Annotated in this window: 22 protein-coding genes and 1 tRNA gene; 11 read left to right on the top strand and 12 right to left on the bottom strand. The window is 49.7% G+C overall.

Annotation, left to right across the window (positions count from 1 at the left end; genetic code table 11):
• Window positions 1–29: 29 nt before the first annotated feature.
• The gene (locus BBD41_RS21455; protein WP_099478673.1) at window positions 30–1,334 is read right to left on the bottom strand and encodes an ABC transporter substrate-binding protein; all 1,305 of its coding nucleotides are present in this window, start codon (window positions 1,332–1,334) and stop codon (window positions 30–32) included.
• A 376-nt stretch (window positions 1,335–1,710) separates the two neighbouring features.
• Between BBD41_RS21455 and BBD41_RS21450 the strand changes: the two genes are divergently transcribed.
• The gene (locus BBD41_RS21450) at window positions 1,711–2,634 is read left to right on the top strand and encodes a S66 peptidase family protein (RefSeq protein ID WP_099478672.1); all 924 of its coding nucleotides are present in this window, start codon (window positions 1,711–1,713) and stop codon (window positions 2,632–2,634) included.
• Between the two features lie 81 nt (window positions 2,635–2,715).
• Here BBD41_RS21450 and BBD41_RS21445 read toward each other — a convergent pair whose 3' ends face one another.
• The 3 genes from BBD41_RS21445 to BBD41_RS21435 form a co-directional block, all read right to left on the bottom strand.
• Window positions 2,716–3,153, bottom strand: a complete 438-nt coding sequence (locus BBD41_RS21445) for a DnaJ family domain-containing protein (protein ID WP_077567710.1) — start codon at window positions 3,151–3,153, stop codon at window positions 2,716–2,718.
• A gap of 16 nt (window positions 3,154–3,169) precedes the next feature.
• The gene (locus BBD41_RS21440) at window positions 3,170–3,766 is read right to left on the bottom strand and encodes a hypothetical protein (protein ID WP_077567711.1); all 597 of its coding nucleotides are present in this window, start codon (window positions 3,764–3,766) and stop codon (window positions 3,170–3,172) included.
• A gap of 225 nt (window positions 3,767–3,991) precedes the next feature.
• A complete protein-coding gene (locus tag BBD41_RS21435) occupies window positions 3,992–4,783 on the bottom strand; it encodes an ArsR/SmtB family transcription factor (protein WP_077567712.1) in 792 nt (263 codons plus the stop codon).
• A 194-nt stretch (window positions 4,784–4,977) separates the two neighbouring features.
• On the opposite strand from BBD41_RS21435, the gene BBD41_RS21430 reads away from it, so the two are divergent.
• From BBD41_RS21430 to BBD41_RS21415, 4 genes are all read left to right on the top strand, one after another.
• The gene (locus tag BBD41_RS21430; protein ID WP_206098256.1) at window positions 4,978–5,538 is read left to right on the top strand and encodes an NADPH-dependent FMN reductase; all 561 of its coding nucleotides are present in this window, start codon (window positions 4,978–4,980) and stop codon (window positions 5,536–5,538) included.
• Window positions 5,539–5,595: 57 nt separating this feature from the next.
• Entirely contained in the window at window positions 5,596–6,771 is a 1,176-nt protein-coding gene (locus tag BBD41_RS21425; protein ID WP_099478670.1) for an SGNH/GDSL hydrolase family protein, read from the top strand.
• Window positions 6,772–6,792: 21 nt separating this feature from the next.
• Entirely contained in the window at window positions 6,793–7,137 is a 345-nt protein-coding gene (locus BBD41_RS21420) for an ester cyclase (RefSeq protein ID WP_099478669.1), read from the top strand.
• 65 nt (window positions 7,138–7,202) lie between these two features.
• Window positions 7,203–7,604, top strand: a complete 402-nt coding sequence (locus BBD41_RS21415; protein WP_077567715.1) for an ester cyclase — start codon at window positions 7,203–7,205, stop codon at window positions 7,602–7,604.
• A gap of 123 nt (window positions 7,605–7,727) precedes the next feature.
• Here BBD41_RS21415 and BBD41_RS21410 read toward each other — a convergent pair whose 3' ends face one another.
• Entirely contained in the window at window positions 7,728–8,318 is a 591-nt protein-coding gene (locus BBD41_RS21410) for a TetR/AcrR family transcriptional regulator (RefSeq protein ID WP_077567716.1), read from the bottom strand.
• Between the two features lie 356 nt (window positions 8,319–8,674).
• Here BBD41_RS21410 and BBD41_RS21405 point away from each other — a divergent pair, with 356 nt between their 5' ends.
• From BBD41_RS21405 to BBD41_RS21385, 5 genes are all read left to right on the top strand, one after another.
• Window positions 8,675–9,307, top strand: a complete 633-nt coding sequence (locus BBD41_RS21405) for a nitroreductase family protein (protein WP_099478668.1) — start codon at window positions 8,675–8,677, stop codon at window positions 9,305–9,307.
• A 3-nt stretch (window positions 9,308–9,310) separates the two neighbouring features.
• The gene (locus tag BBD41_RS21400; protein WP_099478667.1) at window positions 9,311–9,775 is read left to right on the top strand and encodes a VOC family protein; all 465 of its coding nucleotides are present in this window, start codon (window positions 9,311–9,313) and stop codon (window positions 9,773–9,775) included.
• Between the two features lie 443 nt (window positions 9,776–10,218).
• Window positions 10,219–12,702, top strand: coding sequence for a DUF7948 domain-containing protein (locus BBD41_RS21395; RefSeq protein ID WP_099478666.1), 2,484 nt, complete (start codon window positions 10,219–10,221; stop codon window positions 12,700–12,702).
• 182 nt (window positions 12,703–12,884) lie between these two features.
• Window positions 12,885–13,691, top strand: coding sequence for a MerR family transcriptional regulator (locus BBD41_RS21390; RefSeq protein ID WP_162292791.1), 807 nt, complete (start codon window positions 12,885–12,887; stop codon window positions 13,689–13,691).
• A 16-nt stretch (window positions 13,692–13,707) separates the two neighbouring features.
• Window positions 13,708–14,940 (top strand): MFS transporter, encoded by a 1,233-nt coding sequence (locus tag BBD41_RS21385; protein WP_077567721.1) that lies wholly within the window; start codon window positions 13,708–13,710, stop codon window positions 14,938–14,940.
• A 133-nt stretch (window positions 14,941–15,073) separates the two neighbouring features.
• Here the strand turns inward: BBD41_RS21385 and BBD41_RS21380 are convergent, their stop codons facing one another.
• From BBD41_RS21380 to BBD41_RS21355, 6 genes are all read right to left on the bottom strand, one after another.
• Window positions 15,074–16,777, bottom strand: a complete 1,704-nt coding sequence (locus BBD41_RS21380) for an ABC transporter substrate-binding protein (RefSeq protein ID WP_099478664.1) — start codon at window positions 16,775–16,777, stop codon at window positions 15,074–15,076.
• An 83-nt stretch (window positions 16,778–16,860) separates the two neighbouring features.
• Window positions 16,861–17,799 carry a carbohydrate ABC transporter permease gene (locus tag BBD41_RS21375; RefSeq protein WP_099478663.1) on the bottom strand — a complete coding sequence of 313 codons (939 nt, stop codon included), beginning with the start codon at window positions 17,797–17,799 and terminating at the stop codon, window positions 16,861–16,863.
• A 10-nt stretch (window positions 17,800–17,809) separates the two neighbouring features.
• A complete protein-coding gene (locus BBD41_RS21370; protein WP_099478662.1) occupies window positions 17,810–18,775 on the bottom strand; it encodes an ABC transporter permease in 966 nt (321 codons plus the stop codon).
• Window positions 18,776–18,860: 85 nt separating this feature from the next.
• Window positions 18,861–20,411 (bottom strand): response regulator transcription factor, encoded by a 1,551-nt coding sequence (locus BBD41_RS21365; protein WP_099478661.1) that lies wholly within the window; start codon window positions 20,409–20,411, stop codon window positions 18,861–18,863.
• Window positions 20,408–22,189, bottom strand: coding sequence for a cache domain-containing sensor histidine kinase (locus BBD41_RS21360; RefSeq protein WP_099478660.1), 1,782 nt, complete (start codon window positions 22,187–22,189; stop codon window positions 20,408–20,410). Before BBD41_RS21360 ends, BBD41_RS21365 begins: the two co-directional genes overlap by 4 nt.
• Before the next feature lie 105 nt (window positions 22,190–22,294).
• A complete protein-coding gene (locus tag BBD41_RS21355) occupies window positions 22,295–24,478 on the bottom strand; it encodes an alpha-galactosidase (RefSeq protein ID WP_099478659.1) in 2,184 nt (727 codons plus the stop codon).
• 236 nt (window positions 24,479–24,714) lie between these two features.
• On the opposite strand from BBD41_RS21355, the gene BBD41_RS21350 reads away from it, so the two are divergent.
• A complete protein-coding gene (locus tag BBD41_RS21350; RefSeq protein ID WP_099478658.1) occupies window positions 24,715–25,542 on the top strand; it encodes an AraC family transcriptional regulator in 828 nt (275 codons plus the stop codon).
• Window positions 25,543–25,709: 167 nt separating this feature from the next.
• Here BBD41_RS21350 and BBD41_RS21345 read toward each other — a convergent pair.
• Window positions 25,710–25,782 (bottom strand) — tRNA-Ala (locus tag BBD41_RS21345).
• Between the last annotated feature and the right edge of the window lie 23 nt (window positions 25,783–25,805).

The raw sequence follows: 25,805 nt of genomic DNA, 5'->3' as shown, positions 1-25,805 counted from the left end.
ATCATCCCCCCGTGTCAGAGCGATTCGCTCTACTTCTCGCTGTCGATCAGCTCTTGCAATTGAACGTTTGCGGATTCGGCCGCCGCTTCGATGTCCTCCCCGACCAATCCCTTCACGACGATGCTGCCGATGATGTCCCGCGCTTCCTTCACATGAATGACCTTCGGGCGGTCATAGCTCATTCCGATCGGAATCGATTCATTAATGATCGGGATCAGTCCTTCCGGAAAGCCGGAGATGCCTTCCTCGTCACGCCAGAGCGAGCTTCTCGCTCCCGGGTTTCCGATCTTCTGGGCTTCCAGGACCATCTCCCTTCCCGAAGCCCACTCCATGAATGCCCATGCGGCTTCCTTGCGCGGCGAGTTCGCATTCATCGCGATGCCCCAAGCGGTGGTGCTGTAGGGCTTGCGGCCGGCGTCGCCTGCAGGAAACATCGCATACCCGATGTCCTCCTTATTCAGCCCCGATTGCGATAGCAGGGAGTAAATCGCGCTGGCATCGGTAAAGAAAGCCGCCTTCCCTTGGGCGAACAAATCCGCGGATTGCGGCCAGCTGAAGTTGATTGCACCGGGAGGCCCATAGTTCCGGAGCAGATTCACATACCGCTTCATTCCCTTAAGCGCTTCCTCCGTATTTAGTGCCGCCTGATCCTCGATTAGAAAATTCCCGCCTTCGGAGTATATGAATGAGGAGAGCTGGGTGACGAGAGCGCTTCGCTGCCCTCTTGCAACAAAGCCGTAGACGCCATGCTCGGGGTCATGCACACGCCGGACCGCCTCTTCCAGCTCGTCCAAAGTTTGCGGCACCCCGATTCCTTGCTTCTCCAGCAAATCCTTCCGGTAGAATAGAATCTGCTGTTCGGTCGACAGCGGAATGGCAAGCAGCTTGCCGTCAACCGTTACCGATTCCAGCGCCGTGCCGGAAAAATCGGCAAAATCATAGCGGGGGTCCGAGACAGCATACGATTCCAAGGGGGCGAGCCAGCCATTGTTCTCATACAGGCTAAGCTCCTCCAGCGGTCGGATCATGAACACATCGGGACTTTCGCTTCCTACCGTCATTTGAACGAACATTTTTTGACTGAGCTGCTCATTGGTCAACGCTTGAAAATCCACCTGGATGCCCGTCTTCTCCTCGAATTCCGGAAGATGGGCGCGGAGGATGTCCGCCACCGGATTTTTGGCCATATACGCGGTGATCCGCACAGGGTCCATCGGCCGCTCCGATTCGGCCATACGGCCGTCAATGCCGCTGCCCCCTGCCATGCACCCTGCTGCCAGCATCGTCAGTGCGGCCATCCATAACACGCTGCAGAAACGTCTTGCTAGTTTCATAATCCCCCTCCGTTCAGTTACGTCATAAATCGATATTAAAGCGTTTACAAACAAGAGAACACTGAAAAAATTTAACAAATGGTATCTATATTTAGCGACTTTATCCTCCACCGTATCCTTCGGCGCTTTGCGGGAATGCCTGTCTTCCGCGTCATCAGCCCGCTCTTAACATGCTTGAACAGCTTGAGCCGACAGATCTTTATGCACAGAAAAGTGCCCTTTCGCTAACTTGGAATGGAATCCAGCCACTTGCGAAAGAGCGGTTTTATGTTTAGCAAAGCCCTGTTTTAGTAATGGGGAGCCGATTTTTTCAATATAATCTAGAAGCATTTAAGAAAAGCGGCTGCTTCTATGTTCAAAGGAGGAAGATAAGAATATGCCGATACGTCCGCCTATATTGCAGCGGGGCGATACCGTCGGAATCGCGACCTTGGGCAGCCCGCTCGCGGCAAACATCATTGATGCACGGATCAACTTTCTCAGAACGCTCGGGTTCAATGTCGTGTTGGGCCGATATGTATACGCGCAAAACGGGTTTCTTGCCGGTACGGACGAACAGCGGGCGTCCGATTTGATGATGATGTTTCAGAGCGAGCAGGTCAAGCTGATCCTGCCCACAAGAGGCGGCACCGGAGTAGCCGGAATCCTTCCCTACCTTGATTATGGCGTGATTCGGAATAACCCGAAGATCATTACAGGCTACAGCGATATAACGGTATTGTTAAATACGCTGCATCAGCTTACGGATTTGATCACCTTCCATAGCCTTCTGCTGATTGACTTCAAACCCGATACGCCGGCCTATAATTTTGACCAGTTTTTTGCGGCTACGTCGTTATATTCGATAACCCGGCCGATTCAGAATCCGCCGGGCATGCCGCTGGTAAGCCGGATTCCGGGTAATGTTACAGGACCCCTCGTTGGCGGTAACCTGACATCCTTTGTAGACACGTTAGGAACCCCCTTCGAAATCGATACGCGCGGTAAAATTCTCGTCCTTGAAGAAACGCATGAGCCTACCAATACAGTCTACAGATACTTGAATGATTTGAAGCTGGCCGGAAAGTTCCGCGATTGCATCGGCATCATTACGGGGGAATGCACGGGCTGTCAGGCTGCATACGGCAAATCCTATCAGGATATCATCGACGAATTCATCGTACCGCTCGGTAAGCCGCTGATCACAAACCTCGCGACGGGTCATGGCATATATAAAGCCGCTTTGCCGATTGGCGCAACGGTTAATCTGAACTCGGTCAACAATACCATAACGGTGGTCGAGCCTACCATCAGTGTATAAAACCGGTTCCGTCCATCATCAACAGCTTCATCGAAATACAAAAGAGACCTTGAGCTCGTAGCTCCAGGTCTCTTCGCCGTGTTACTCCCATTTATCCAAGGCTGCATGCAAATTGACAGCCGACAGCAGCCCTTTTTGCAGCTGTGCATTCGGAACCGTCCGGTTGTACTTAATAATTTTTTGATTAATGGCCTCATACTCTGACTCCGAAATCATATCAGGGTCTAAACGGTCCAAAAGCCGCTTGATGTCGGCAGCGATTTCTTTTCTCAGCTCAATCCAAGCAGGCTGGTAATTCGCGTTCTTCATGATCCCTGTCAGAACATCCCCGTCTTCGATCTTGATGGGTTTTCCCTTCAAGGGTAAATCGTCAAATCCGCCTTCTCGGGCAAACCTGTCGATGGCTGATTCCAGAAGCGAGCTGCTGGTCGACATTTGGCGCCGCTGGTTTTCTTGATTCTGATCTTCTTCAGGTTCAGGGGCAGCTGCTGCATTTAGGGGGTCAACATTCCGGTCCATTTCGTCACCTCCGTTTTTACATATCAGGGAAATAGATTCTTTGCTTCGATGTAATATCAAAGATTTTATACTCTCCCTTGCCATCCTGGTTAATATAAAGCTCATAGTCATTCTTTTCGTAAAAGAAAGGCTGCTCGTCGTCCTTGGGAACCTCTTTAAAGAATACTTTATCCGTAACCGTCGCTTTGTAAATGAAGCCGCCTTCCTCCTTGGGTTCAACGGATTCTCTTTCGATGGTATCGATCTCGGCCTTGCTGTGCTCCTTCACGTCATCCGGATGATAATCCTTCAAGGCGTTGTATCTCGGATGGCTCTGCATGGAAATATCGAACAGAACATTCAAGTAACCTTCCTGAAATGCTTCAGGAGTCGTGAATTTATAGTAATCTACGATGTACTTGGTTATGAGTTCTCTTCCGGCCGCGATCCTTGGATCAAGGTCGACGTTATCTGCCGGCTCCTGCGGCTCCTCCTCGTTTTCTGCCGGTTTCATTTGCTCGTTGCTTTGGACTTCCGGCTCCGCAACCGGCTTTTCGGAAGAATTGCATGCCGCTAACAAGGTCAACAGGAAGAAGAGTGAGACCGACATGAATACCAGCTTCTTGTTTCTCATTCTGTGTTCCCTCCACTGTACCATGCAGAATTATCCAAAATATAACATGCTGCAATTGAAATTACCAGTTCGTTTTACGGCATAGCAAAAAACCCGCCAAACCTTCGAAAATTCTCGAGTCCAGCGGGTCTTTCATAATATACAACCTGCGATTGAAGTCCCTTTGCAGCATCGCTCTAGAGACAGGTCCCTAGGGTTATCAGCTAGGAGGCTGGGACCCCGATTTTATCGATCTTCGGCAGAACCGGCATGATTCTCTTGAACGAGCATCTCCCCGGTTTCAAGCAAAGTTTTCAAGCCTGAAAGCACAACAGGCAATCCGTTCTCCAGAATTTTTGCAGTGCTTACCGCTTGTTCGAATTGATCATGCACAACGGTGACAAGGGTTACGTCCTGATACTCCGCATGTGCACCGATCTCCCAAGTAATTTGCGATGCGGAGTCGTTCTCCGTACCGGGAAATGAAATAAAACGCCAGCTCATCACGAGCTTATGAGGAGGGTCTATCTCCAGGATGACCCCTTCCGCTTTCTTCTCTTCGCCGTTCCATAACTCAAATGAAGATTCAACTTCCCACGTAGATCGAATGGCGCAATTGAACCAAAATTTCGATGTTTTGACAGGGTCCGTAAGAGCTTGCCACACCTGCTCAGGCTTTGCCTTAATCGCTATCCGGTGGATATGCTGTGGTTTGTTTTCCAAAATTAATTCACGCTCCAATTCATTTTGAAGAGATGACAATCCGATTGCCCAAGGTTCGGTGAACTTGCTGACCCATCGTTCGTAGATTTGACGTATGGGGACCGCATTCAAATAATGCAGCTTTTCCCGCCCTACTTTTCTTGTGGTAATGAGTCCTGCTTCTTCTAGAATATTAAGATGCTTCATGACACCGAACCTGGACATATCGAGCGGAATGCAAAGATCGTTCAGCGTCTGTCCGTCCGATGCTTGAAGCAGATCCAACAGCTTACGGCGGCTGGGATCCGCAAGCGCTTTGAATATGTTATTTTCCAATTGCACACCTCCTTCTGACGTTATGAAAAAAAATAGCTTGAATCCACTTGACACGTTACCATTTAGTCACGTATGATGAAAGCATAACAAGTGACTTTATAGTCACATATTATCACAAACGGATTTGTTTGTCAGCCGGCGGCATGCAAATCCCCTGACCCGAAGTCGACCATTTTAGAAAGGTGATGTTCAACATGAAAGTAACCATGATCGCGGGAAGCAACCGTCATAACGCAACAAGCACGCTCCTTCTCCGTTACATAGAAAGCCTAATGGAGGCTCAACATGTTTCGGTCGCATTTATCGATTTGTCGGAGCTGCAGCTGCCACTTTTTTCACCGGACAACTGGGATTTTCATCCGAACGTACAGCATATGCTGAAGGCCGTCGCAGATGGGGACGGTTTGATCCTCGCCACCCCGGAATACCACGGCTCCATATCGGGCGCACTCAAGAACGCTTTAGATTATGTAAACGTTAATCAAGTATCAGGCAAACCGGTGCTTGCCGTAAGCTCGGCTGGCGGCCCGCTCGGAGTCAGCTCGCTTACGCATCTGCAAGCGGTTGTGCGAAATTTGCACGGGATTAATTGTCCCGAGTGGATCTCCATCGGGTATGGATCCAATACATTCGGATCAGACGGTGCTCCACTGGATGATGGCTTGAGAGACAGGGTTATCAGCTCGGTCGACCGATTCTTAAAGCTGACCAAACAGCTTACCGCAATAGTCGCGACAGCGGCAGCAGCAAACTAATTTTTTTCGAAAATACGTTACCTAACAGTAACATGTTGTAAAGGAGGTTAATCTGCAATGAATGAACAGCAGCATGCTGAAGGCCATTGGATCGGCTCCTGGATCGCGAGTCAAACGTATGAGGATCGAACGGTTGCGGAAGAACGGTTCGAGGATCAAACCTTACGAATGATTGTGCATCCGCATGCATTCGGTTCCAAGCTTCGGTTAAGGTTTTCCAATCTCTACGGTTCCGAGCCTGTGCACTTCGGTAAAGTTGCCGCAGCTTTATCCGAAGAGGATGGTCTTATCGTTCCCGGTACCTGTCGGCATGTGACCTTACATGGCCATACAACCATCACCATTCCTGCCGGAGAAGAAATTTATACCGATCCTATCGATCTTCAGCTTCATGAAAATACCGATGTTGCAATCAGCATCTATATTCCGGCATCGACTAGGACCTCAACTTGGCATTTTTCCCCTCCTAGCATCACCTATGTTGCTGAGGGAAACCGAACGGATGACAGAGACACGGGACATTTTCGGAATAAGATACATTCTTATTATTGGCTATCCGGACTAGAGGTATTGACCTATGGTGATCCGTTTCGTGTCATTGTTGCTCTTGGAGACTCCATTACGGAAGGAAGCACTTCTACCCCAGGCACGAACCGACGATGGCCGGACTTTTTCCAAGAACGGCTGGATCTGGAACAAATTGCGCTTCCCGTCTCTGTTCTCAATGCAGGGATCGTCGGGAATCAAATTTTGACAAACGGCCCGGATGCCGGAATGCCCCTTGGCGGAGAGTGCATACTTTCCCGCCTGGAACGCGATGTGTTCTCTCATTACGGTGTTACGGATGTTATTTTTCTCGCAGGCATTAACGATATTGGGATCGGAAATGCAAGCGCCAACGAGATCATTGCCGGAATGAAGGAAACGGCAGCCAGAGTGCATGAGAAGGGACTTCGCATCTTTGCCGGTACGCTCCCGCCATTTGGGAATGCCCCTTATTACACAAATGAAAAAGAAATCATCCGGCAAGAAGTGAACCGCTGGATCCTCGCCAACGAAGGATTTGACGGCATCATAGACTTTAACGAGGGGCTGGCTGATCCGCAGCATCCCGAACAACTGCTGCCCGCCTATGATTTCGGCGATCATCTTCATCCGAACGATAAGGGATTCCAAGCATTAGCCGATTGTATCCCCTTGTCCCTCTTTGGGATAAATTCAAACCATATCTAAATCTAAAAAGGAGATGTTTGTATGAACACGATGGAACAAAAGAATGTAGAAACGGTAACCGCGTTTATCGAGGACGTTGCAAATCAGCATGTTTTGGAGAATACGGATCAATTCTTTATCCCCCAAATGATTGAGGCGTTCACGGATCGTTGCTTCACTGTGGATGAAATCCTGGTTCAAGGAGAGAAGGTCATCGCAAGAATGTTCATGACAGCGGTGCATGCTAGCCATTTTGCAGGAAACCCTCCTACAGGCAAAACCGTAAAGGCGACTCAATTTCGCGAATTTCGGGTAATCGACGGAGAAATCATCGAACACCACGGCTGGTTTGATACGGCAACACTTTTACCTCAAATAAAGGCTTAACTTCGGCAGGTTCGAACGACTGTCTTCGTTACGGCAATCTAAATAAGAAAAGGAGATGTTTGGGAATGAAAACGATAGAACAGAGCAATGTAGAATTGGTTGGCGACTTTATCGAGGCATTCTGGAATCGAAGTGAACTGAATTGCGTGGATCGATTTCTGTCCGACGACTATCAGGAGCTCGCTTACGAATCCAAGGAAGGTCTGAAAAGATTTGCTGCCACGATCTTGGAGGCATTTCCGGATAAACGCTACACCGTGGAAGAAATCATTGGTCAAGAGGATAAGGTACTCGTCAGAATGACGGTAAGAGGCACGCACCAAGGCATGTTCTTTGGAGCTGCGCCTACGGGCAACTCGATTGATGTCACGCTGTACCGTCAATATCGTGTCGAGAACGGCAAGATCACCGAGCATCGCGGCTGGATCGATATGGTGACCATGTGGCACCAGATTCGGGGGAACTGACCCGATTATATGTTCTCCCGTGCCATGCTGGAAAATGCAAACAACCGATCCCATCATGGATCGGTTGTTTTACATGTTTCGAATAGGAGAGCCTCCTTTTCACTCTCACTCATAAAGTCCTCTTTACGAAAAAATCCGGGTACTGATTTTTGTAAGGAACTTCGACCATTTTTCTTGAAATTGCGGGTCAGTAGGCTCGCTTCCAGTCACCATCTTCGTAACATCCCCGAAAATAAGGGGGTACGTAGTCAATGCGCTAATAGCCAAAGTCAACAGCTCCGGTTCCAAATCCTCCGGCACAAGACCTGTGTCTTGTTTCGATTTCATATCATCAACGTACGATTGAAGGGCTTCCGCTCTTCTTTTTTTCCTCGAATTCTGCTGCGGCTGTTCTTCAAGTGCTTCCCAAACCGTGAACCTTAAGAAATCCATTCTTGTTCGACAATTTACTTGGAAACGATGCTCCGCGGTATTCACAGGATCAGACGGAAATTGGGTCGTCCATTCCGGCAATTCGACTGTCATTTGATCGAGAACCGCCACTAACAATTCTTCTTTCCCTTTAAAATAATGATATATCAGTTGCTTCTTTACATCAGCGTTTGCCGCGATGGCCTCGATCCTCGCACCCGTATATCCCTTCTCGAAAAACTCTTGTCTTGCTGCTTCAAGAATCCTCTTTCGGGTACGTTCGGCGTTACGTATCTCCCCCATTATTCAGCACCTCCGCTACAAGCCTATTCATCATAATGGTAAGTTTTAATTTCCCTAAAGTCAAATTCAAATGAAAACTTAGTCAGTTTTACTTGACATAAGTAAAGTTATAACTTACCATATGGTCAATAGCGCTGAGCTTCCACTTTATGACAACGGCTTTGTGTGTTGACTTCAACGAAATCGTTGGTCGTTCTAAGCCTAAGCAGGCGATGCCGCAGCGTCTTCATCATATCGAGAAAGGAGGTTGCTGATCTCACTAGCGCAAGCACATATGAGCTGCTCCGGTATTTGGTAAGTCAATGTAAAAGAAGCTTATGAACCGTTTATCATTCTATTGGAAGAGGTGTTTTGTCATGGCGACAGTAGTAGAAACCAGCGTCATTAAAGTGATGAAAGAACGCAGCAGCGTGCGAAAATATCAAAAAGGGATCAGTATTCCACAAAGTACGCTGCATCAGATCCTAGAAGCGGCCGCCACCGCTCCATCGGCATGGAATCTTCAGCATTGGAAATTCGTCACCATTCAGAATCAAGAGAACAAAGAGCGTTTATTGCCTATCGCATATCATCAACAGCAAGTTGTTGACGCTTCAGCGGTAGTCATCGTACTTGGTGACACGAAAGCGAATGAGAATGCTGAGAATGTATATGGAGAATCGGTCCGTGCAGGCTTCATGGCAGAGGAAGTTAAAAATTCAATTGTCGGCGATATAGACAGTCATTACAAAAACGCCGAGCATGCAGGGATACATGATGCCATCCGGAATGCCTCTTTTGCAGCGATGCAGCTTATGCTAGCCGCAAAAGCCCATGGAATTGATTCAGGGCCGATGGGAGGATATGATGCAGAAGCTCTTAGGAAAGAACTAAACATTCCCGACCGTTATATTCCGGTATTGATGTTGACTTTAGGCTATGCGGAACAACCGGCTTATCCAACGACCCGTTTCCCTGTCGATCAGGTTGTTGTCCGCGAACGGTTTTGATATATGGATCAGAACATGCTAGAAACGAACGTCATCACCCAAATCGGATTGCTTGTCAATGACATTGAAGCAACGAGCCGGGCCTACGCAGAATTCTTCGGCGTTGATAATCCCGGTTGGTTCTGGTCGGATCGATTCGCAATTGAAAAAACGGAGTTTAGAGGTGTTCCTACGGGGGCTCGTGCAAAGCTGTCCTTCTTCGATATGGGTTCGCTTCAGCTGGAGCTGATCGAGCCGGACCATCATCCGAGTACATGGCGAGAAAGCCTGGACCGTAACGGGGAAGGCTTTCATCACATCGCTTTTATTGTGGAGGGCATGAAGGAGAGAATCAGCATATTGCAGCGCAATCAAATACCTGTCTTGCAGCATGGGGAAAATGCCCAAGGTGATTACGCGTATGCCTACATGGACACATTTCCTCAATTGAAGCTATTGATCGAGCTTTTCGAACGGGAGAAAAAGTAGATTTTCTGTAAATTACAGATATCTTCTTCCGAAGAATAACGCTAAAGTCATCGAGAGCGATCCGAGCCAATAGAGACCCTTTAAGCTAAAAGCTTTAGGGTCTCTTCGCCATAACTGACATTTATCATATGGAAGCAAAGTGGATACGATGCAGATCAACTTTAGTGTTACTTTCTTGGTATGGAGCAATCCCCCGAACAGACCGAAGAATACCCCCGTCTGTTATCCTAACGCTTTCCTTCCTTTTCTCCCCCCCTCTCCATGTTTCTTTTCCGCCCTCCCCCGTAACCTAGGGATATTAGCACATTCCATCCGCTCTAGCTTAACGTATTTATAAACATATGCCGGTATGACGAAGCCTTCCAGCCTTCCTAACAGACGATATTGGTGAAACCGGCCTCGAACAGGATATTTAATATCGATCATTCGAAAGGAGGATTGCCATGGAGTACGGGGAAAAGTTGAAACCGTTGGGAGCATACGGCAAGCTTCCTCTGGCGTTTATTCCCAATTCCGGGCAAGAAGATGACCGGTTTTCGTTCTACGTACAAGGCAATGGCTTTCGATACGCCTTCGCTCCGGACCACGTGATGATGACCTTTTATGTTATAGACCCGCTCTCCCTGCCTTTTGCCACAAACGGGGCCGCCGGTTCGCGCATTCGGGAACGGACGGATCAAGAGCATGAGCGCCAAATAAAAGGCGTCAACTTGATATGGCGTTTCTTGGATGCCCATTCCGCCATTACCGTGGAGGGCACCTCGCCGGAGCCGGGAAAGGTCCACTTCATTCACGGAACCGACTCCCAGAAGCATTACACGAATCTTCCGCTATATCGGGAAGTTACCTACCGGAACGTATGGTCCGGCATTGATGTCGTATTTCAAGGAATCGAAGGCAAGCTAAAATATGATGTGGTGATGCAGCCGGGCAGCCGTGTGGAGGACATCCGGCTCGTATGCGAAGGTACCGATGATATCCGGATCGATGAAGCCGGCAATTTGCAAATCTTTACTCCATTGGGTACGTTGACAGATCAGAAACCGGTGGCTTATCAAGTGGTGGATGGAAGCAGAAACATATTAGACTGTGCTTTTATACTCTCCGGAGAAGCGGATGGGAATAAGATCGTCGGATTTAAAATGAAGGAAGAGTATAATCCGAACCTGCCTTTAGTGATTGATCCGATCCTGCTTTATTCCACTTATCTCGGCGGAGGAGGCGGTAATCTGCTTCTTACTCAGGCTCAAGGTATCGCCGTCGATGATTCGGGCCATGCGTTCGTAACAGGATATACGGATATCCCTAACTTTCCGACGACCCCGGGCGCTTTTCAAACAGCCCCTCAAGGTGGATTTGACGCTTTTGTGATAAAGCTGAATCCAGCCGGGACCGACCTTGTCTACGCCACCTATCTCGGGGGAAGCGGTGAAGATCAAGGCTTCGCTATTGCGGTGGATGCTGCGGGTAACGCGTATGTAACGGGATATACGGAATCCGCCGATTTTCCGGTGACCCCCGCCGCCCTGGATCCAACATTCAAGGGCATGCGGGAAGTTTTTGTGACTAAGTTGAACTCATCCGGTTCCGCTCTGATCTACTCGACCTTTTTGGGGGGACTTGGTTCCCTGCGTGATGAGGGCCACGGCATTACAGTCGACGCTTTCGGTAATGCATATGTGACGGGATTCACAGATGCTACCGATTTTCCGGTAACCCCGGGCTCTTTTAACACGACATTCAATGAGGGTATAAATGTATTCGTGACGAAGCTGGATCCAGCCGGCTCTTCACTCGTTTACTCCGGTCTCCTTGGTGGAATGATGACGCCCAACAGTCAGGGTAGGGCTATCGCCATCGATTCTTCAGGTCATGCTTATGTAACAGGTTCAACCGAATCTCCCGATTTCCCGGTGACTCCCGGTGCTTTCGATGTCACCTTTAATGGTGTTCTTGATGTTTTTGTCACAAAAGTGAATCCGGCCGGGACCGGCCTCGTGTACTCCACTTTTCTCGGTGGAAGTGCAGCGGATGAAGGGTTTGGCATCGCGGCAGATATCTCAGGAAATGCCTATGTAACCGGGATGGCAACCTCAACCGATTTCCCGGTGACTCCGGGCGCTTTTAGCACAACGAACAGCGGTGGTGAAGATGGATTTGTAACCAAGCTGAGCCCAGCGGGTTCCGCTCTCGTCTATTCCACCTATCTTGGGGGAAGCGCGAGCGATGCGGGGCGCGGTATTGCGGTAGACGCTTTCGGTAACGCAAGTGTGATCGGCGCGACGTTTTCTGCCGACTTCCCGACAATTCCCGGCGCCTTTCAATCCCATTTAAGAGGTGCTGAGGACGCGTTCTTTACCCGGGTAAGTTTAACGGGTACATCTTTACTGTATTCTTCTTATCTTGGAGGAAGCAGTACTGACGGTGGTTTCGCAATCGCAATGGATGAATTCGGCAATGTTTATGCTGCTGGTCATACGGAATCGGCTGATTTCCCGGTGACCCCGGGTGCATTCGATGCGACACAAAGCGCATTTGATTCGTTTATCGTGAAAATAGGGGAAAACCTTGTACCCGGACCACCGGGGCCGCCTGGTCTACCAGGACCGCCTGGATCCGAAGGTCCTCCAGGGGCAACAGGTCTGCAAGGGCTGCAAGGACCGCCCGGGCTAAGAGGACTGCCGGGTGTAGAGGGACCGCCCGGGTTACGAGGAGGGCCTGATCTGCAAGGGGCTGCAGGACTGGAAGGGCCGCTAGGTCTTAGAGGGCCGCAAGGGGAACCTGGACCACCCGGACCACCTGGACCACCAGGTCCGCAAGGGCCGCCTGGCATTCGAAAAAAGTGCGCAAAGCGGATCCGTAAAAAAACGAATAAAAAGAAACGATTTCTATGTGTATGCCGCAAAAACAGGAAAAGTTCTCAATGAGGGCGGCCTTATGCATTTAAGATCGAAATTGGAGCGAGGAGATGTATTGTAAAACGTCTCCTCGCTCTTTTCTGTTAAATAACAAGGTTATTTTTGCATTATAGGCCTTGACTTTCCCCTTGTATGGAAAGTTTATAATAAGGCCACGGTAACCCCGACATATCCAAGAAAGGGAGATGATTATGTTTAAGATCAGCGAGTTTTCCAAATTGAGTCAAGTTCCTGCCAAAACGCTGCGCTTCTATGATCAACTTGAACTGCTCAAACCTGCATACACGGACCCGCAAAGCGGTTACCGGTACTATACAAGCGATCAATTGCTTGTCTTACATCGGATTCTCGTGTTTAAAGATATTGGATTTACGCTCGAACAGATTAGGCAGCTCCTTCATGATGACGTATCACCCGATGAAATGCGTGGGATGTTTCGCCTGAAGAAAGCAGAGGTGCAGTCGTTAATTCAGTCGGAAATCGAGCGATTGAGGCGAATTGAAGCGAGGCTGGAGCAGATTGAACGCGGTGGATCGCCGCATGATGAGGTTTTGGTTAAAAAGGTGGATCCGCTAATGGTCATTTCGGTCAGAGAAACCACGAGCAGGGTGAATATCCCTTATTTATTTGAAGAAATTGACGAATATTTCAAGTGGAACGACGTGCCGCTGCCCTCTTCGCATATGGTCCTGTGGCACAGTTGCGCGGAGTGCGAAGATAATATCAACCTGGAGATTGCCTGCCCTATTCAGCTTCCACTCCCCGACTCGGATCGATTCAAGACGAAAGTGCTCCCCGAAATGACCGTTGCGTCGGTCAAGCACGTCAGCCGCCCCGACAGAGATACACCGGTGAGTATCGATCTTGGTTCCTGGATTGAAAGAAATCATTACCGAATAAGCTCTGAGATGCCGAGCAGAGAATGTTATTTATCAAAGCAAGAGGGCAGTGAGTTATGTTATATCACCGAAAGCCAGATGCCGATTGCAGCACGCTGAAAGGAGAGCATATACCATGACGGACTCACAAGACTTCAGTAATCTTTCCAACCGAAGAAGAATGACTGCACTCATTCTCTTAACCCTCACGGTATTTGCAATTGGCACGGCCGAGCTTCTCCCCATGGGACTCTTATTGCCTATTGCAACCGAGACCAAAGTTTCGATTTCTACCACAGGCATGCTTGTGACAGGATACGCTCTGGGCGTCGTCATAGGGGGACCCGTATTGTCGGCGTTAGCTGGAAGATTACCGCGAAAAACCGTATTAAGTGTATTCCTGCTCGTTTTTATTATAGGCAGTATCGTTTGCACCGCTGCTCCCTCGTATGGTTTATTGCTGGCAGGGCGAGTCATAAGCTCCTTAGCACACGGAACCCTGTTCGGCATGATCGTTGTCACTGCAAAGAATTTGGCTCAGCCAGGCAAGGAAGGAAAAAGTATCGCACTGGTCGGATCGGGACTGACCGTATCCGTCATCCTTGGTGCTCCCCTCGGAACCCTTCTTGGTCAACATTTGGGCTGGCGATTTCCTTTTCTGGTCATATCGCTTCTTTCTGCTGCGGCCCTGCTGGGCATCATGAAACAGCTTCCTCCATTACCGCGATCGAAAGGGGGCTCATTAAAAGGTCAGCTGCGTATCGTCAGCCGTCCCGATTTCCTCCTGGTTCTGCTCATCACCATATTCGGAACCGGCGGGACCTTCGCCGGGTTTACCTACATTACTCCGATTCTAGAACGAATAACAGGCTTCTCTAGTGATTCGGTTACAATCATTTTGCTTGTTTTCGGAGCAGGCTCGTTACTTGGCAACATCGCGGGAGGCAGCCTTGCCGATAAACGGCTCGTACCGACCTTGTTTGGCGGATTAATACTGTTAGCCGTATCTATGGCGGTATTTACTTGGTCGAGCCATAGCAAAGCTGCTGCCGTAATTAGTGTTTTCATCTGGGGAGTGGCCGCTTACAGCATTATTCCCGCTCTCAACATGTTAGTGCTGAACAAAGCCGGAGACGCACAAGAACTGGCCTCGACGCTCAATATATCGGCCTTCAATCTGGGCAACGCAATCGGCGCATTCATAGGCGGACTGGTGATCGATAGTACGTTGGGACTTGCTGCCGTACCGTGGGTTGCCTCCGTCGTCACACTGCTCGGGATTGTTTTGGCAATATGGAGTGTAATTTTGGAGAAGAACAGGAAATGTGATCGACTCCCTGAATATCCGTTCGAAAACCGGACCGCATAAAAAGCAAGCATGCTTAGGCATCGGAGATGTGACGAAGCATAAAGCAAAGCCCTTCCGACTTCCTCCAGGGAAGCGAAAGGGCTAATGAGTTTGCTTACTCGTTACTCGAATACCGGACAAGCCGCTATTCTAATTATTGGGTAGACCACAGTGCGACCCGATTTTTGATATGCTTGGTATACGCCTCTTCCATTTCTTTAACTCCGGCCTTCTCCAGCTCTGCCATATAGGCATCCCAAATCTTGTCGAAGTCTTCCGGCTTGGACATCACGGCCTCGGGAATTCGTTTCCATGTTATATCCTTCATTTTGGCAGCCAGGATTACAGCAGGATCATCGTTTGGCAGCGACATCGTGTATGCTGCTCCGTATGCTCTCGGTTGGAATTCGTCTTCTTTAGGGAACAGGTCTTTCCAATGCTCGGCCTTATAGGCCTTCAGCGTTTCCTTTTCCGCTTCATTATAATTCGCGGTCAGCAGCTCCGGATAGTTCCGCGTAAAGTAGTTGCCGGTAGAATCCTTGATGCCGTCGCCGTAATGGACCATCAAGTTCCAGTATAGTCCGAGTCCGGACTCTTTTTGGAACGCCGCGGCATCATTGATCGCCCGCTCCTGCACCTCCGGAATAAGCGTCCGCTTCCCGTTTTCAATCGTGTAATGCTTTCCTTCGATACCCCAGTTATTCAGGATTTGTCCTTCCTCCGATGCCAAAAAGTCGAGGAACTTAATGGCTCGTACCGGATCCTTGCATGTGCTGGAGATTGAGATTCCATACCCTCCGTCAAAACCGGCAGACCAGAAGCTCGTGTCCTTGTACTCCTTGCTCATCGTGACCGGATAATGACCGTAAGTCTGGTCGAATTTGCCCGCTGCCTTCAGCGCGTTTTCCCCGTCTCCATATTCCCATTCCGGTGCGGCAAGACCAAGAACCCGTCCCGAAGCCACTTTCGCCTTAAACTGATCGGTCTTCTGCACGAAGCTCTCCGGATCCAGCAGTCCAATGGCGTTCATATGATTCAACCAGCGGAAGAACTCCTTTTCTTCCGGACGGCGGAAATGATACGTCGCTTGGTGCGTTTTCTGGTCAATGTAATATTCGCCGTCATCCGGTCCTCCGGTCGTCTTGAACCCCAAGTTAGTCACTTGGTACATATGCCAATCGTCGGCGTTCAAGGACAGGCCAATATTTTTGTTGCCGTTTTCGTCTGTCGGATGCTTGGCAATATAATCCTGTATCGCTTTTTCAAAGTCCTTTACTGTGCGAATTTCCGGATACCCGGCTTCCTTGACGACACGGTGCTGAAGCTCAAACCCTCCGTCGGCTTTAATTTTCACCTCATCGACGGCCGACCAGGTCGGGATCGCGTAGATCGCTTGGTCGTCCAAACTGTACTTCGTCCGAACAAGCTTGTCTCCAAGCATTTTCTTGATGTTCGGTGCATGCTTGTCGATCAAATCAGTCAGATCGATGATCGCGCCGGCGTCGACAAGCTTACCGACATCAGCCTTGGCTGCGATCAAATCGGGGTAATTGCCGGTTGCCGCAATGAGCGAAATCTTTTGAACCGGATCGCCGACAGCAAACTCCGCGTCCAATGTCACGCCGGTTTTTTCCGTGATTACCTTGCCGACTTCGTCCTTCATGTTATTCCAGTTGGTGCTGGAGTCCTCCGAAAAATAAGTAAATGTGATGGGCTTCAGGTCATTACTATTCGCCCCGGATGAATCGTTATCTGAATGAGCTGCAGACGAGCCATCATTTCCGCCGCATGCCGCGAGCGTTGCAACTAATGTCAGCGACAGCAATGACGCCGCCACCCTTTTGAATTTCGATCTCATGAAGCTTAACCCCCAATGAATAATAAGTATCGACAATAAAGTAAAAGACGGGCGATAGGTCTGGACATACCGGTATCTTCGTTTTAACTCTTTACGGCTCCGAGCGTCATGCCCTTCACAAAATATTTTTGCAGGAAAGGATAGACGACCAGAATCGGCACCGTAACGATAATCGTGATGGCCATTTTAACAGATTCCGGAGAAACCTGCGCCATGCGCTGGGCCATATTGGCAGCATCCTGGGAATTGGTCGCACTTGTTGTTGTGCTTTGCAAAATTTTCATCAGCTCATATTGCAGCGTTGTTAACGATTCGTTTGACCCGTTGAATAGATAGGTATCAAACCAAGAGTTCCATTGCCCTACCGCCAAGAAGAGCGCTACAGTCGCTAACGCCGGCTTGCAAAGAGGCAGGATGACGCGCCAGTAAATCGTAAAATCGTTGGCACCGTCCAGTTTGGCCGATTCTTGCAGCGCATAAGGCAGACCGTCAATGAAGGAACGGATAACGAAAACGTTAAACGCGCTTACGAGGCCCGGCAAAATGTATACGGCAAACGTATTGATGAGATGCAGATCCTTCATCAGGATAAACCCCGGAATCAGGCCGCCCGAAACATACATGGTTATAGCCAGAAAGGTTGAAATAAATTTTCTTGCTTGGAATTCCCTGCGCGCAAGCGTGTAAGCCAGCATGGAACCGCTAATCAAGCCCGCTACGGTGCCAATGACCGTCCGCAGTACGGAAATTTTAAATCCGGTAATCAAGCCGCTGAAAGAAAAAATCATTTCGTAATTTCTCAACGTGAATTGCCTTGGCCAGATCGTAATGCCCCCTCTGACGGTGTCCACCGAATCGTTAAAGGAGATCGCCAGCACGTTTAAAAACGGATAAATCGTCAAAACGGTAACCACGATCATGGATAGATAAACGAACACTTCCAGCATTCGGTCCAGCGGTGATTTTGATTTCAGCTTGCTTTTCATTCGACCGGCCGATGCAGTACTCTTGACAGTCCCCATGTCTTCCTCCTTACATAATGCTTTCGTTGGTAAAGCGCTTAAATATTCCATTAGCCGCAAACAACAGGATCAGGCTTATGACCGAATTGAAAATATTGATCGCCGTCCCGAACGAGTAGCGTCCCATGGCCAATCCATAATTAAGCGCATACAAGTCAAGCACTTCGGAGTAATCGATGACCAGGTGATTGCCTAACAGAAACTGTTTCTCGAAGCCTGTACCGAGTAAATGGCCAATGGACATGATCAGGAGCACGATGATTGTCGGCCGAATCCCTGGCAGCGTGATATGCCACATTTGCCGCAGCCGGCTCGCGCCGTCGACCCGTGCCGCTTCGTACAACTCAGGGCCGATTCCGGAAATAGCCGCCAAGTAGATAATGGCGTTCCATCCGGTTTCCTTCCAAATGTCCGCTCCCGTTACAATCCCCCAGAACCATTGCCCCTGTGCCATAAACTGAATCGGCTGATCGATAATGTTGAGACTCATCAGCAGGCTGTTCACGACGCCTCCGTCCGTCGAGAGCATTTTGGTCACGATGCCCGCCGCTACAACCCACGAAACAAAATGCGGCAAATAAGACACGGTTTGCACAAAACGTTTCATAACCTGTGAACGAACCTCATTGAGCATCAGGGCAAAGGCGACCGGTATGATGAAACCCGCGGCTAGTCCCATAAAGCTCATGGCCAGCGTATTCCGGAGCACCTGGTAGAAATGGTCATCCTGGAACAACGTGCGGAAGTGCTCGAATCCGACCCACTTTTGTTCGAAAAAACTTACGCCGGGTCTATATTTTTGGAAGGCCATTGTCCAGCCCCATAGAGGCAGGTACTGAAAGACAAAGACCCAAAGAACGAACGGGATGGACATGAAGTAAAGATACTTCTGGTTTTTGAACACCTTCCATACAGTCCTCTTTGATTGCTCTGTCTTCTTGTATCCGTTTTCTGTTTTTAATGTTATCGCTTTCATGTTTCCCCCCCTCTCCTAGACTTCATCATAAGTCATAGGAGAGAAGCGGCCCATACCACGGATTTCGGTAAAAATCATCCACAAATTATGGATTTTTAAATTCAGAGGGTGAACGGCCCTCGTATTTTTTGAATTTGCTGTGGAAGTAATTGACGCTTGTGTAACCGACGAGTTCGGCGACCTCATAAACCTTCTTTCCCTGTTCCAGCAGCTCCTTGGCTTTTTGGATCCGGACCCTGTCCAGGTAAGTGTTGAAGTACTCACCTGTCTTATTTTTAAAGAGCTGTCCCAAATATGCCGTGCTGTAGTTCAGCATCCCGGCCAATGTTTCCAGTTTCAGGTTGTCGGCATAATGCCTATGAATGATGTTGATCATGATCTTTAATTCTTTTTCCTTCCCTTCCGGTTCAGCGTCCTCCGCTAATCCGAGCAGAAAACGGCAGGTCTCGTCGATCAGCTCGTCCAAAAACTCGTATTCGAATATCCCTTTCAAAAATCGCGAAACCTCCTCTGTCCCCTTCATTTCCTTACGGGAGCCCGCAGTCAGCTTATGAATGACGGCGTTGGATAGAAAGAAGAACGATTCTTTGACAAAGCTTTCATCCGGCTCCTGCGTAAGGAAAAATGCAGCCGCCTCTTCCAACAATGGACGAATCATGGTCTGGTTGCCTGCATCCAAGCTGTAATACAAGCGGAAGATAAGCTCCTCCGTCGTCTCTTCGACGTTATGGTTCGACGGCCGAGTGGATTCCGGTACAGAATGAAGCGAAGGATTGGGCCCCAGCAGACGTCCCTTCTCGCAGAAGAAGGCTTGCTTGATCAAGTCCTGTGCTTTTAAAAATGAGCGGTTAATCTCTTCGGGCACCGATACCGTTCCCCCGGTTGCAGCGACGAATCGGTAGTCGCCCGAAGCGTTCCGGATCTCCCGGTACAATTCCTCCCGGCGCTGTTTGCTGCGCAGCGGCTCTCGCAGGAGCAGGATGACGTACGGGGGACTAACGGTAACCACCCCCATATCTCTGCCTTCAATGATCGGCTTCAGCGCATGATCAAGCCTCTGCAGCGCATCGGGGCGCTCGACTTCGGAAACCCGCGGAAAAACCGCAACGGTCTCATAGCTGCTCCACAGCAGCCCGGCCTCTTTTGCCATGCTCTTCATAGCGGCGGGGTCTTTGAATTTATCCTGCGGAGCGAAAAGATCGTGCAAAAACCACTCCCGGTTCACAGCCTTCATCTGGTGCTGCCCCTGTTTCAGGCGGTCCTCTTTGATACGCTCGCTTACCCGCTTTAGCGTATTCTTCATTTCACTGATATCCACAGGTTTAAGGAGATACCCGGAAACCCCGTATTTAATCGCTTGCTTGGCATATTCGAAGTCGGCATACCCGCTTAGGATGATAAATTGCATTGGATAACCGGTCGATGTAAGGGACTGGATCAATTGCAAACCGTCCATAAGCGGCATGCGGATATCGACGACGGCAATGTCTGGAGGCTCTTGTTGAATCATTTCCAACGCTTCAATACCATTGGATGCCGTGGCCGTAACGGTTAGTCCCAGGCTTTCCCACGGTATCAAGGTTTGAAGGCCTTGACGAAGCTTCGGTTCATCGTCCACGATCATGACCTTCATCATTCGGAACCACCTCCAGGAATAAAAAATGTGACACAAGTTCCGACCCCAGGTTCGCTTTCGATATGCAGCGCACTGGCTGCCCCGTACAGCAAGGTAAGCCGGTCATTTACGTTTCGTAGCCCGATCCGCTGCTCCTCCTCATCCAGAACGGATGAAGCAAGCTCTTCCCGTATAAGCGCGAGACGATCGGCCGAAAGGCCGGCGCCGTTATCACTCACGTTGACTTGAACTCCCCTTGAAATTTCTTTTACTTCTACTTTAATGAAGACTCCTTCCGCGCGGTTATCCAATCCATGAACGACTGCGTTCTCCACCAGTGGCTGGATCATGAACGGCGGGACCATCATCTCCTGCAGACCCGGGCCCACCGTCAATTGATACCTCAAACGGTCTTCATACCTGAACTTCTGAATATCGAGATAACAGCGCACCCGCTCAAGCTCTTTGCTGAGCGGAATCTTCCCGTTGCCGGTCTCGAGACTGCTGCGCAGGAGCGTACTCAGCAGCCACACCGCATCCGCGATATCGTCTTGCTTGCGAATATGGGCCTCCATCCGGATCGACTCCAGCGAGTTGAACAGAAAATGGGGGTTAATCTGGCTGGTCAGCATCTTGAACTTGATCTCGTTCTGCCTCTGCTCCACCAGGCTTTTCTGGTGATTCGTTTCCTGGACCTCATGGACCAAATCGTTCACGTCTCTGACCAGCGCATTAAATTGCCTGGACAGCATGCCAATTTCGTCATTTCCATCGATATGCAGAAAGGCTTCCCAGGATCCGGACCGGACTTTGGACATATGCTTGCTCAACCGGAGGAGCCTTCCGGATAATAACGAAGCGGAAGCATAAACAAGCAGGGCGGCAAATAGCAGACTGGCTGTGATCACGGCCACGCCGAGACGGATCACTTGATTAGCATCACGGGTAATTTCGGCAACGGAGAAAATGGAAATAATGCGAAGTCCGTTCCAGCTATCCTGTGGATGTAAGCTGGCGATAACCACCTTGGACGCTTTGCCGTTGACGGACATGTCGTAGCTTCCTTCCTGAAGGGATCGTATATTTTCACTGGTGTGCATATCCGATAATTCCTTTCCCGATCCTCCAGCTTGATTGGACGCGACGATCCGATGCTGATTATCCACGATAAAGGTAGGAAACGACTCTTGGTCCAGAATGGAACTTAAATGCTGCTTGTCCACATTGATGACCAGAACCCCTTTTCGCCCAGAGGAGTCAAGCGGAAAGGAACGAAACAAGCTTAGATACTCGGCAGCCTTCCGTTCATCTTCGATTAAATTCCAGCCAACCAGCCCTTTCTGCTTAATGGCCTCCTTATACCAGTTTTGGGTGGTGATGCTTTCGTCCGGCTGGATAAATTCCCAATTGTTGAGCGCCCCCTTATTTTCTGCATAGACGCGGATACCCGATATCTCCTTGTACTGCTGGAGGTAGTCGCGAATATCCGTGTACGCCCGGTATGCCTGAATGACTTCGACATAGCTGTCGTACTTTTGGCCGGCTACTCTCTTCATCATGTTGTCATTCATCAGCCGGTTTGAAATATCGAGCGGCACCTTGATCAGCTCTTCCGTACGTTTTCGGACGCGTTCAACATTGTTGGATACTTGCGTAAAGGCGTCTCTAATGACAAGCTCGCGGAGCTTCCCGGTCAGAAACAGGCCGGATAGCAGCAAGGGAAGAACGGCCACCGATATGAACGTAATCGCCAGCTTCTTCTTCATTTTCATGTCATTCATGATTCGGATAAAAAACATGTCTACAACCTCCCGAGTCTGTCTTGCTGCGTGCAAAAGCCCCTTTTCACTTAGAAAGGGGCTTAGCTTCATCGATGATTTCTCAATCGGGCATGGGACTTGATATTACGCCTTGCCAGGCTTCACTGCCTTCAGCCTGAACCACATGCTTTGATAGTCCTTCTGTTCGTATTTAAGGGGCAGGCCAAGCTGCATCAGTCTGTCTCCCCCATAGATCGATTTCTCCCCGCTGATCGAGGACTCCACTTCGTATTCCAGTTCCGGGTCAAGTCCGCTAAGGCGCACGGTCCGCAGAGGGGCGTTCGGCATGGCCATCACTTGAAAAGCGTAAACGAGGGCTTCCTCTTTATCTTCCGAAACGAACATCCAGGCGGACTCATTTCCTTCAAAAGGACTCTTCAGGCGGTATAAGTCGCCTTGCTGAACCAGACCGCGAATCTGCTTGTAGGTCGCGACTTGGCGTTTGACCGTCTCCTTTTCTTCATCGGTGAATTTCGTAAGATCCAGCTCATATCCGAAGTTTCCGGACATGGCGACATCTCCTCGAAATTGGAGAGGCGTGATTCGTCCAACCTGATGGTTCGGAACCGCCGACACATGTGCTCCGATCGCGCTAACGGGATACACAAGGCTGGTGCCGTATTGAATCTTCAGTCGTTCGACCGCATCGGTATTATCGCTTGTCCAGGTTTGGGGCATGTAATACAGCATGCCCGGATCGAAGCGTCCGCCGCCGCTGGAGCAGCTTTCGAACAAAATATGCGGAAAATCGGCAGTGATGCGCTCGAGCAGCTCGTACAATCCAAGGACATAGCGGTGAGCGGTCTCGGCCTGATGCTCCGGCTGCAGGGCGGCGGATCCGATCTCCGTCAGGCAGCGGTTCATGTCCCATTTTACGTAAGAGACCGGCACGCTGGTGAATATCGCAGACAGCGAATCGTAGATGTAGTCGCGCACTTCCTGGCGAGTGTAATCCAGCACCAACTGCCATCTGGCTTCGGTCCGCCTCCGCCCCGGAACGTGAAGACACCAATCCGGATGCTTGCGATACAGTTCGCTGTCCGGGGAGATCATCTCGGGCTCGAACCAGAGCCCGAACTTCAAGCCAAGCCGATTGACGCGTTCCGCAACATCCGCGAGCCCGCCAGGCAGCTTCCGGCGGTCCTCGAACCAATCGCCCAACGACGAATTGTCGGAATCCCGTTTCCCGAACCAACCGTCATCCAACACAAACAGTTCGATGCCTAACTTGGCCCCCTCTTCTGCGATCGATACCAACTTGTCCGCATCGAAGTTAAAATAGGTGGCCTCCCAGTTATTGACCAGAATCGGCCGTTCTTCGTCCCGATACTTCCCTCGGCAAAGCCGGGTACGGTACAAACGATGGTACGTCCGCGACATCTCTCCAAGTCCATGTCCGGAGTACACCATCACCGCTTCCGGCGTCTGAAAGCTTTCCCCCGGATTCAGCTGCCAGGCAAAGTCAAAAGAGTTCACGCCGATGCTAAACCGCGTAGCGCCGAATGAATCCACTTCCGCTCCAGCTTCAAAACTGCCGCTATACACAAGGCTGAAGCCGAAAGCCTCCCCGTGATCTTCCGTCGTTTCCTTGCTGACCAACGCGGCGAATGGGTTGAATTGATGGCTGCTCATGCCTCTTTTGCTATCGATGTGGGTTTCGCCCTGCACTAGCGGTCTTCGTCTGATATTTCCCTCCCTCGCCCAGGCTCCGGAAAGATACATGATTTCCAAATCGCCTTTGCCGGTCAAATCGACGCTTGCACTTAGGGCACGGCGAAGCCGAAGCTTCTTGTCCCCCTCGTTGGTGAGCAGCGTTGAACGAACGATCACGTTGCGATCCGCAAAGATGGTATAGAGAAGGACAACTTTAAGTCCCGAGTATGTGTCCTTTAATATCAGCTCGAGTGAATCCGCTTCGGATTCGTCCTCCGTATAAACAGCCGGAAGTCCAATTAAATGCGGCTTTCCCTTCAGGATCCGATAGCCGTCGTACTTGAGCTCGGTAATCCGTGTTCCATCCTCAAGTTCGACTTGGTAAGCCGGATTACGGAAGTCTCCGCTGCCGTACTGCGGATATTCTTGCGGCAACCGGTCCAATCCAGCCCCCGCGGGAGTATGGATCAGCAGATCGTTCATCTTCTCCCGCTGCCTCAGTTTGCCTCCCCAATATACATGTACAGGATAGCCGTCCACGATCTGAATCAAATAGCTCATGTCGGATGACTGTAGATGAAACAACCCTGTTTGCTCTTGCACCGTTACGCCCATTGGTTACATCCTCTCTTTCTCTTCCATTGAAGCTTTCATGCATGATATAGCTGCCTTAGTAGACCTGCCTATGACATGTCCTGAATTAAAAAAACATGGTTTAAGGATTGATCATGTTATTGCAGAAATGCGGCAGACACATAAAAATGATATAGCACAACAGTTATTTCGTACATGGCACGGTGCTCGCTTGTTATGTTATTATGATAGGTATTATATCATGAGGGGTTTTGATTGTGATTGAGTATTTGCCGAGAAGTAAACAGCACACCGAACTGCATCTCACTCAATTTGGCATGGAGGATTGTATCCCCGGCCATGGCTTCGGGCCCGCGATAAGGACACACTATTTGCTCCATTATATTTTCAATGGGGAAGGAATCTTCGAGGTAGGGGGAAGCAGGTATCGCCTCCGGAAGGGGCAGGGGTTCCTGATTTGCCCCAATGTCGTAACCTATTATCAGGCCGATGAAGTGAACCCTTGGTCATATGGGTGGTTCGGTTTTAACGGCACGCTGGCCGAATCGCTCCTTAAGCAGGCAGGGCTAACCCCTTCATCACCGATCCTCTATTATGATAGAGACGATAGGATCTATCAGTATTTGCAATTCATGGCCCAATCGAGTGAAAGCCATAAAGCCCGCGAAACCAGACTAACGGGGCTGCTCTATCTGATGCTATCCTTGTTGGTGGAATCCGGACCGGAAACGCCCCCGGTTCAGAAGGATAGCCGGGCGGAAATTTACGTTGAGCAGGTGAAGGATTTTATCGAAATGAACTTTTCCCAAAAAATCACGATCGAGGACATTGCACATTTTATAGGATTAAATCGAAGCTATTTATGCTCATTATTCAAGCGACAAATGAACGTAAGCATTCAGGATTATTTGATTCGCTACAGGATCGATATGGCATGCAAAATGATGGGAAACGCTGAGCTGGCGATCGGTGATATCGCTCGTTCTGTAGGCTATAACGACCCTCTGCTGTTTTCCAAAATATTTAAAAAGATCATGGGTACCTCCCCCAAACATTATCGGAGCCTGACCGTGAACAGAGGATGACAGAGCTCAAGCGTATCCATGAATAATCTATTAAGCTGCGGATGGGATGAAGGACCTGCCCAATGTTCCGTCCCATTTCATCCCCAAACCGATTTCTATATGCATTATAAATTCGATCCCAGAAAAACAAAAAAGCCCTTGGAAATCCAAGGACTTTCTTTAAAGTATGGAGCCTAGGGGGATCGAACCCCTGACCTCATCGCTGCCAGCGATGCGCTCTCCCAGCTGAGCTAAGGCCCCGTAAGCGACTTCTATATCATATA

It is taken from the genome of Paenibacillus ihbetae (genome assembly GCF_002741055.1).
Lineage (GTDB): Bacteria > Bacillota > Bacilli > Paenibacillales > Paenibacillaceae > Paenibacillus_AQ > Paenibacillus_AQ ihbetae.
Note: the sequence above shows the minus strand (reverse complement) of the source record. Positions and strands in the feature narration are given on the sequence as shown.

Bases quoted from the DNA above. Each gene is read 5' to 3' on its own strand.
- BBD41_RS21410 (WP_077567716.1), bottom strand. From the start codon at position 8,318: ATGGGGGAGATACGTAACGCCGAACGTACCCGAAAGAGGATTCTTGAA.
- BBD41_RS21400 (WP_099478667.1), top strand. From the start codon at position 9,311: ATGGATCAGAACATGCTAGAAACGAACGTCATCACCCAAATCGGATTG.
- BBD41_RS21405 (WP_099478668.1), top strand. From the start codon at position 8,675: ATGGCGACAGTAGTAGAAACCAGCGTCATTAAAGTGATGAAAGAACGC.
- BBD41_RS21390 (WP_162292791.1), top strand. From the start codon at position 12,885: ATGTTTAAGATCAGCGAGTTTTCCAAATTGAGTCAAGTTCCTGCCAAA.
- BBD41_RS21450 (WP_099478672.1), top strand. From the start codon at position 1,711: ATGCCGATACGTCCGCCTATATTGCAGCGGGGCGATACCGTCGGAATC.
- BBD41_RS21445 (WP_077567710.1), bottom strand. From the start codon at position 3,153: ATGGACCGGAATGTTGACCCCCTAAATGCAGCAGCTGCCCCTGAACCT.
- BBD41_RS21370 (WP_099478662.1), bottom strand. From the start codon at position 18,775: ATGAAAGCGATAACATTAAAAACAGAAAACGGATACAAGAAGACAGAG.
- BBD41_RS21425 (WP_099478670.1), top strand. From the start codon at position 5,596: ATGAATGAACAGCAGCATGCTGAAGGCCATTGGATCGGCTCCTGGATC.
- BBD41_RS21420 (WP_099478669.1), top strand. From the start codon at position 6,793: ATGAACACGATGGAACAAAAGAATGTAGAAACGGTAACCGCGTTTATC.
- BBD41_RS21395 (WP_099478666.1), top strand. From the start codon at position 10,219: ATGGAGTACGGGGAAAAGTTGAAACCGTTGGGAGCATACGGCAAGCTT.
- BBD41_RS21380 (WP_099478664.1), bottom strand. From the start codon at position 16,777: ATGAGATCGAAATTCAAAAGGGTGGCGGCGTCATTGCTGTCGCTGACA.
- BBD41_RS21375 (WP_099478663.1), bottom strand. From the start codon at position 17,799: ATGGGGACTGTCAAGAGTACTGCATCGGCCGGTCGAATGAAAAGCAAG.
- BBD41_RS21415 (WP_077567715.1), top strand. From the start codon at position 7,203: ATGAAAACGATAGAACAGAGCAATGTAGAATTGGTTGGCGACTTTATC.
- BBD41_RS21365 (WP_099478661.1), bottom strand. From the start codon at position 20,411: ATGATGAAGGTCATGATCGTGGACGATGAACCGAAGCTTCGTCAAGGC.
- BBD41_RS21440 (WP_077567711.1), bottom strand. From the start codon at position 3,766: ATGAGAAACAAGAAGCTGGTATTCATGTCGGTCTCACTCTTCTTCCTG.
- BBD41_RS21455 (WP_099478673.1), bottom strand. From the start codon at position 1,334: ATGAAACTAGCAAGACGTTTCTGCAGCGTGTTATGGATGGCCGCACTG.
- BBD41_RS21385 (WP_077567721.1), top strand. From the start codon at position 13,708: ATGACGGACTCACAAGACTTCAGTAATCTTTCCAACCGAAGAAGAATG.
- BBD41_RS21355 (WP_099478659.1), bottom strand. From the start codon at position 24,478: ATGGGCGTAACGGTGCAAGAGCAAACAGGGTTGTTTCATCTACAGTCA.
- BBD41_RS21430 (WP_206098256.1), top strand. From the start codon at position 4,978: ATGAAAGTAACCATGATCGCGGGAAGCAACCGTCATAACGCAACAAGC.
- BBD41_RS21360 (WP_099478660.1), bottom strand. From the start codon at position 22,189: ATGTTTTTTATCCGAATCATGAATGACATGAAAATGAAGAAGAAGCTG.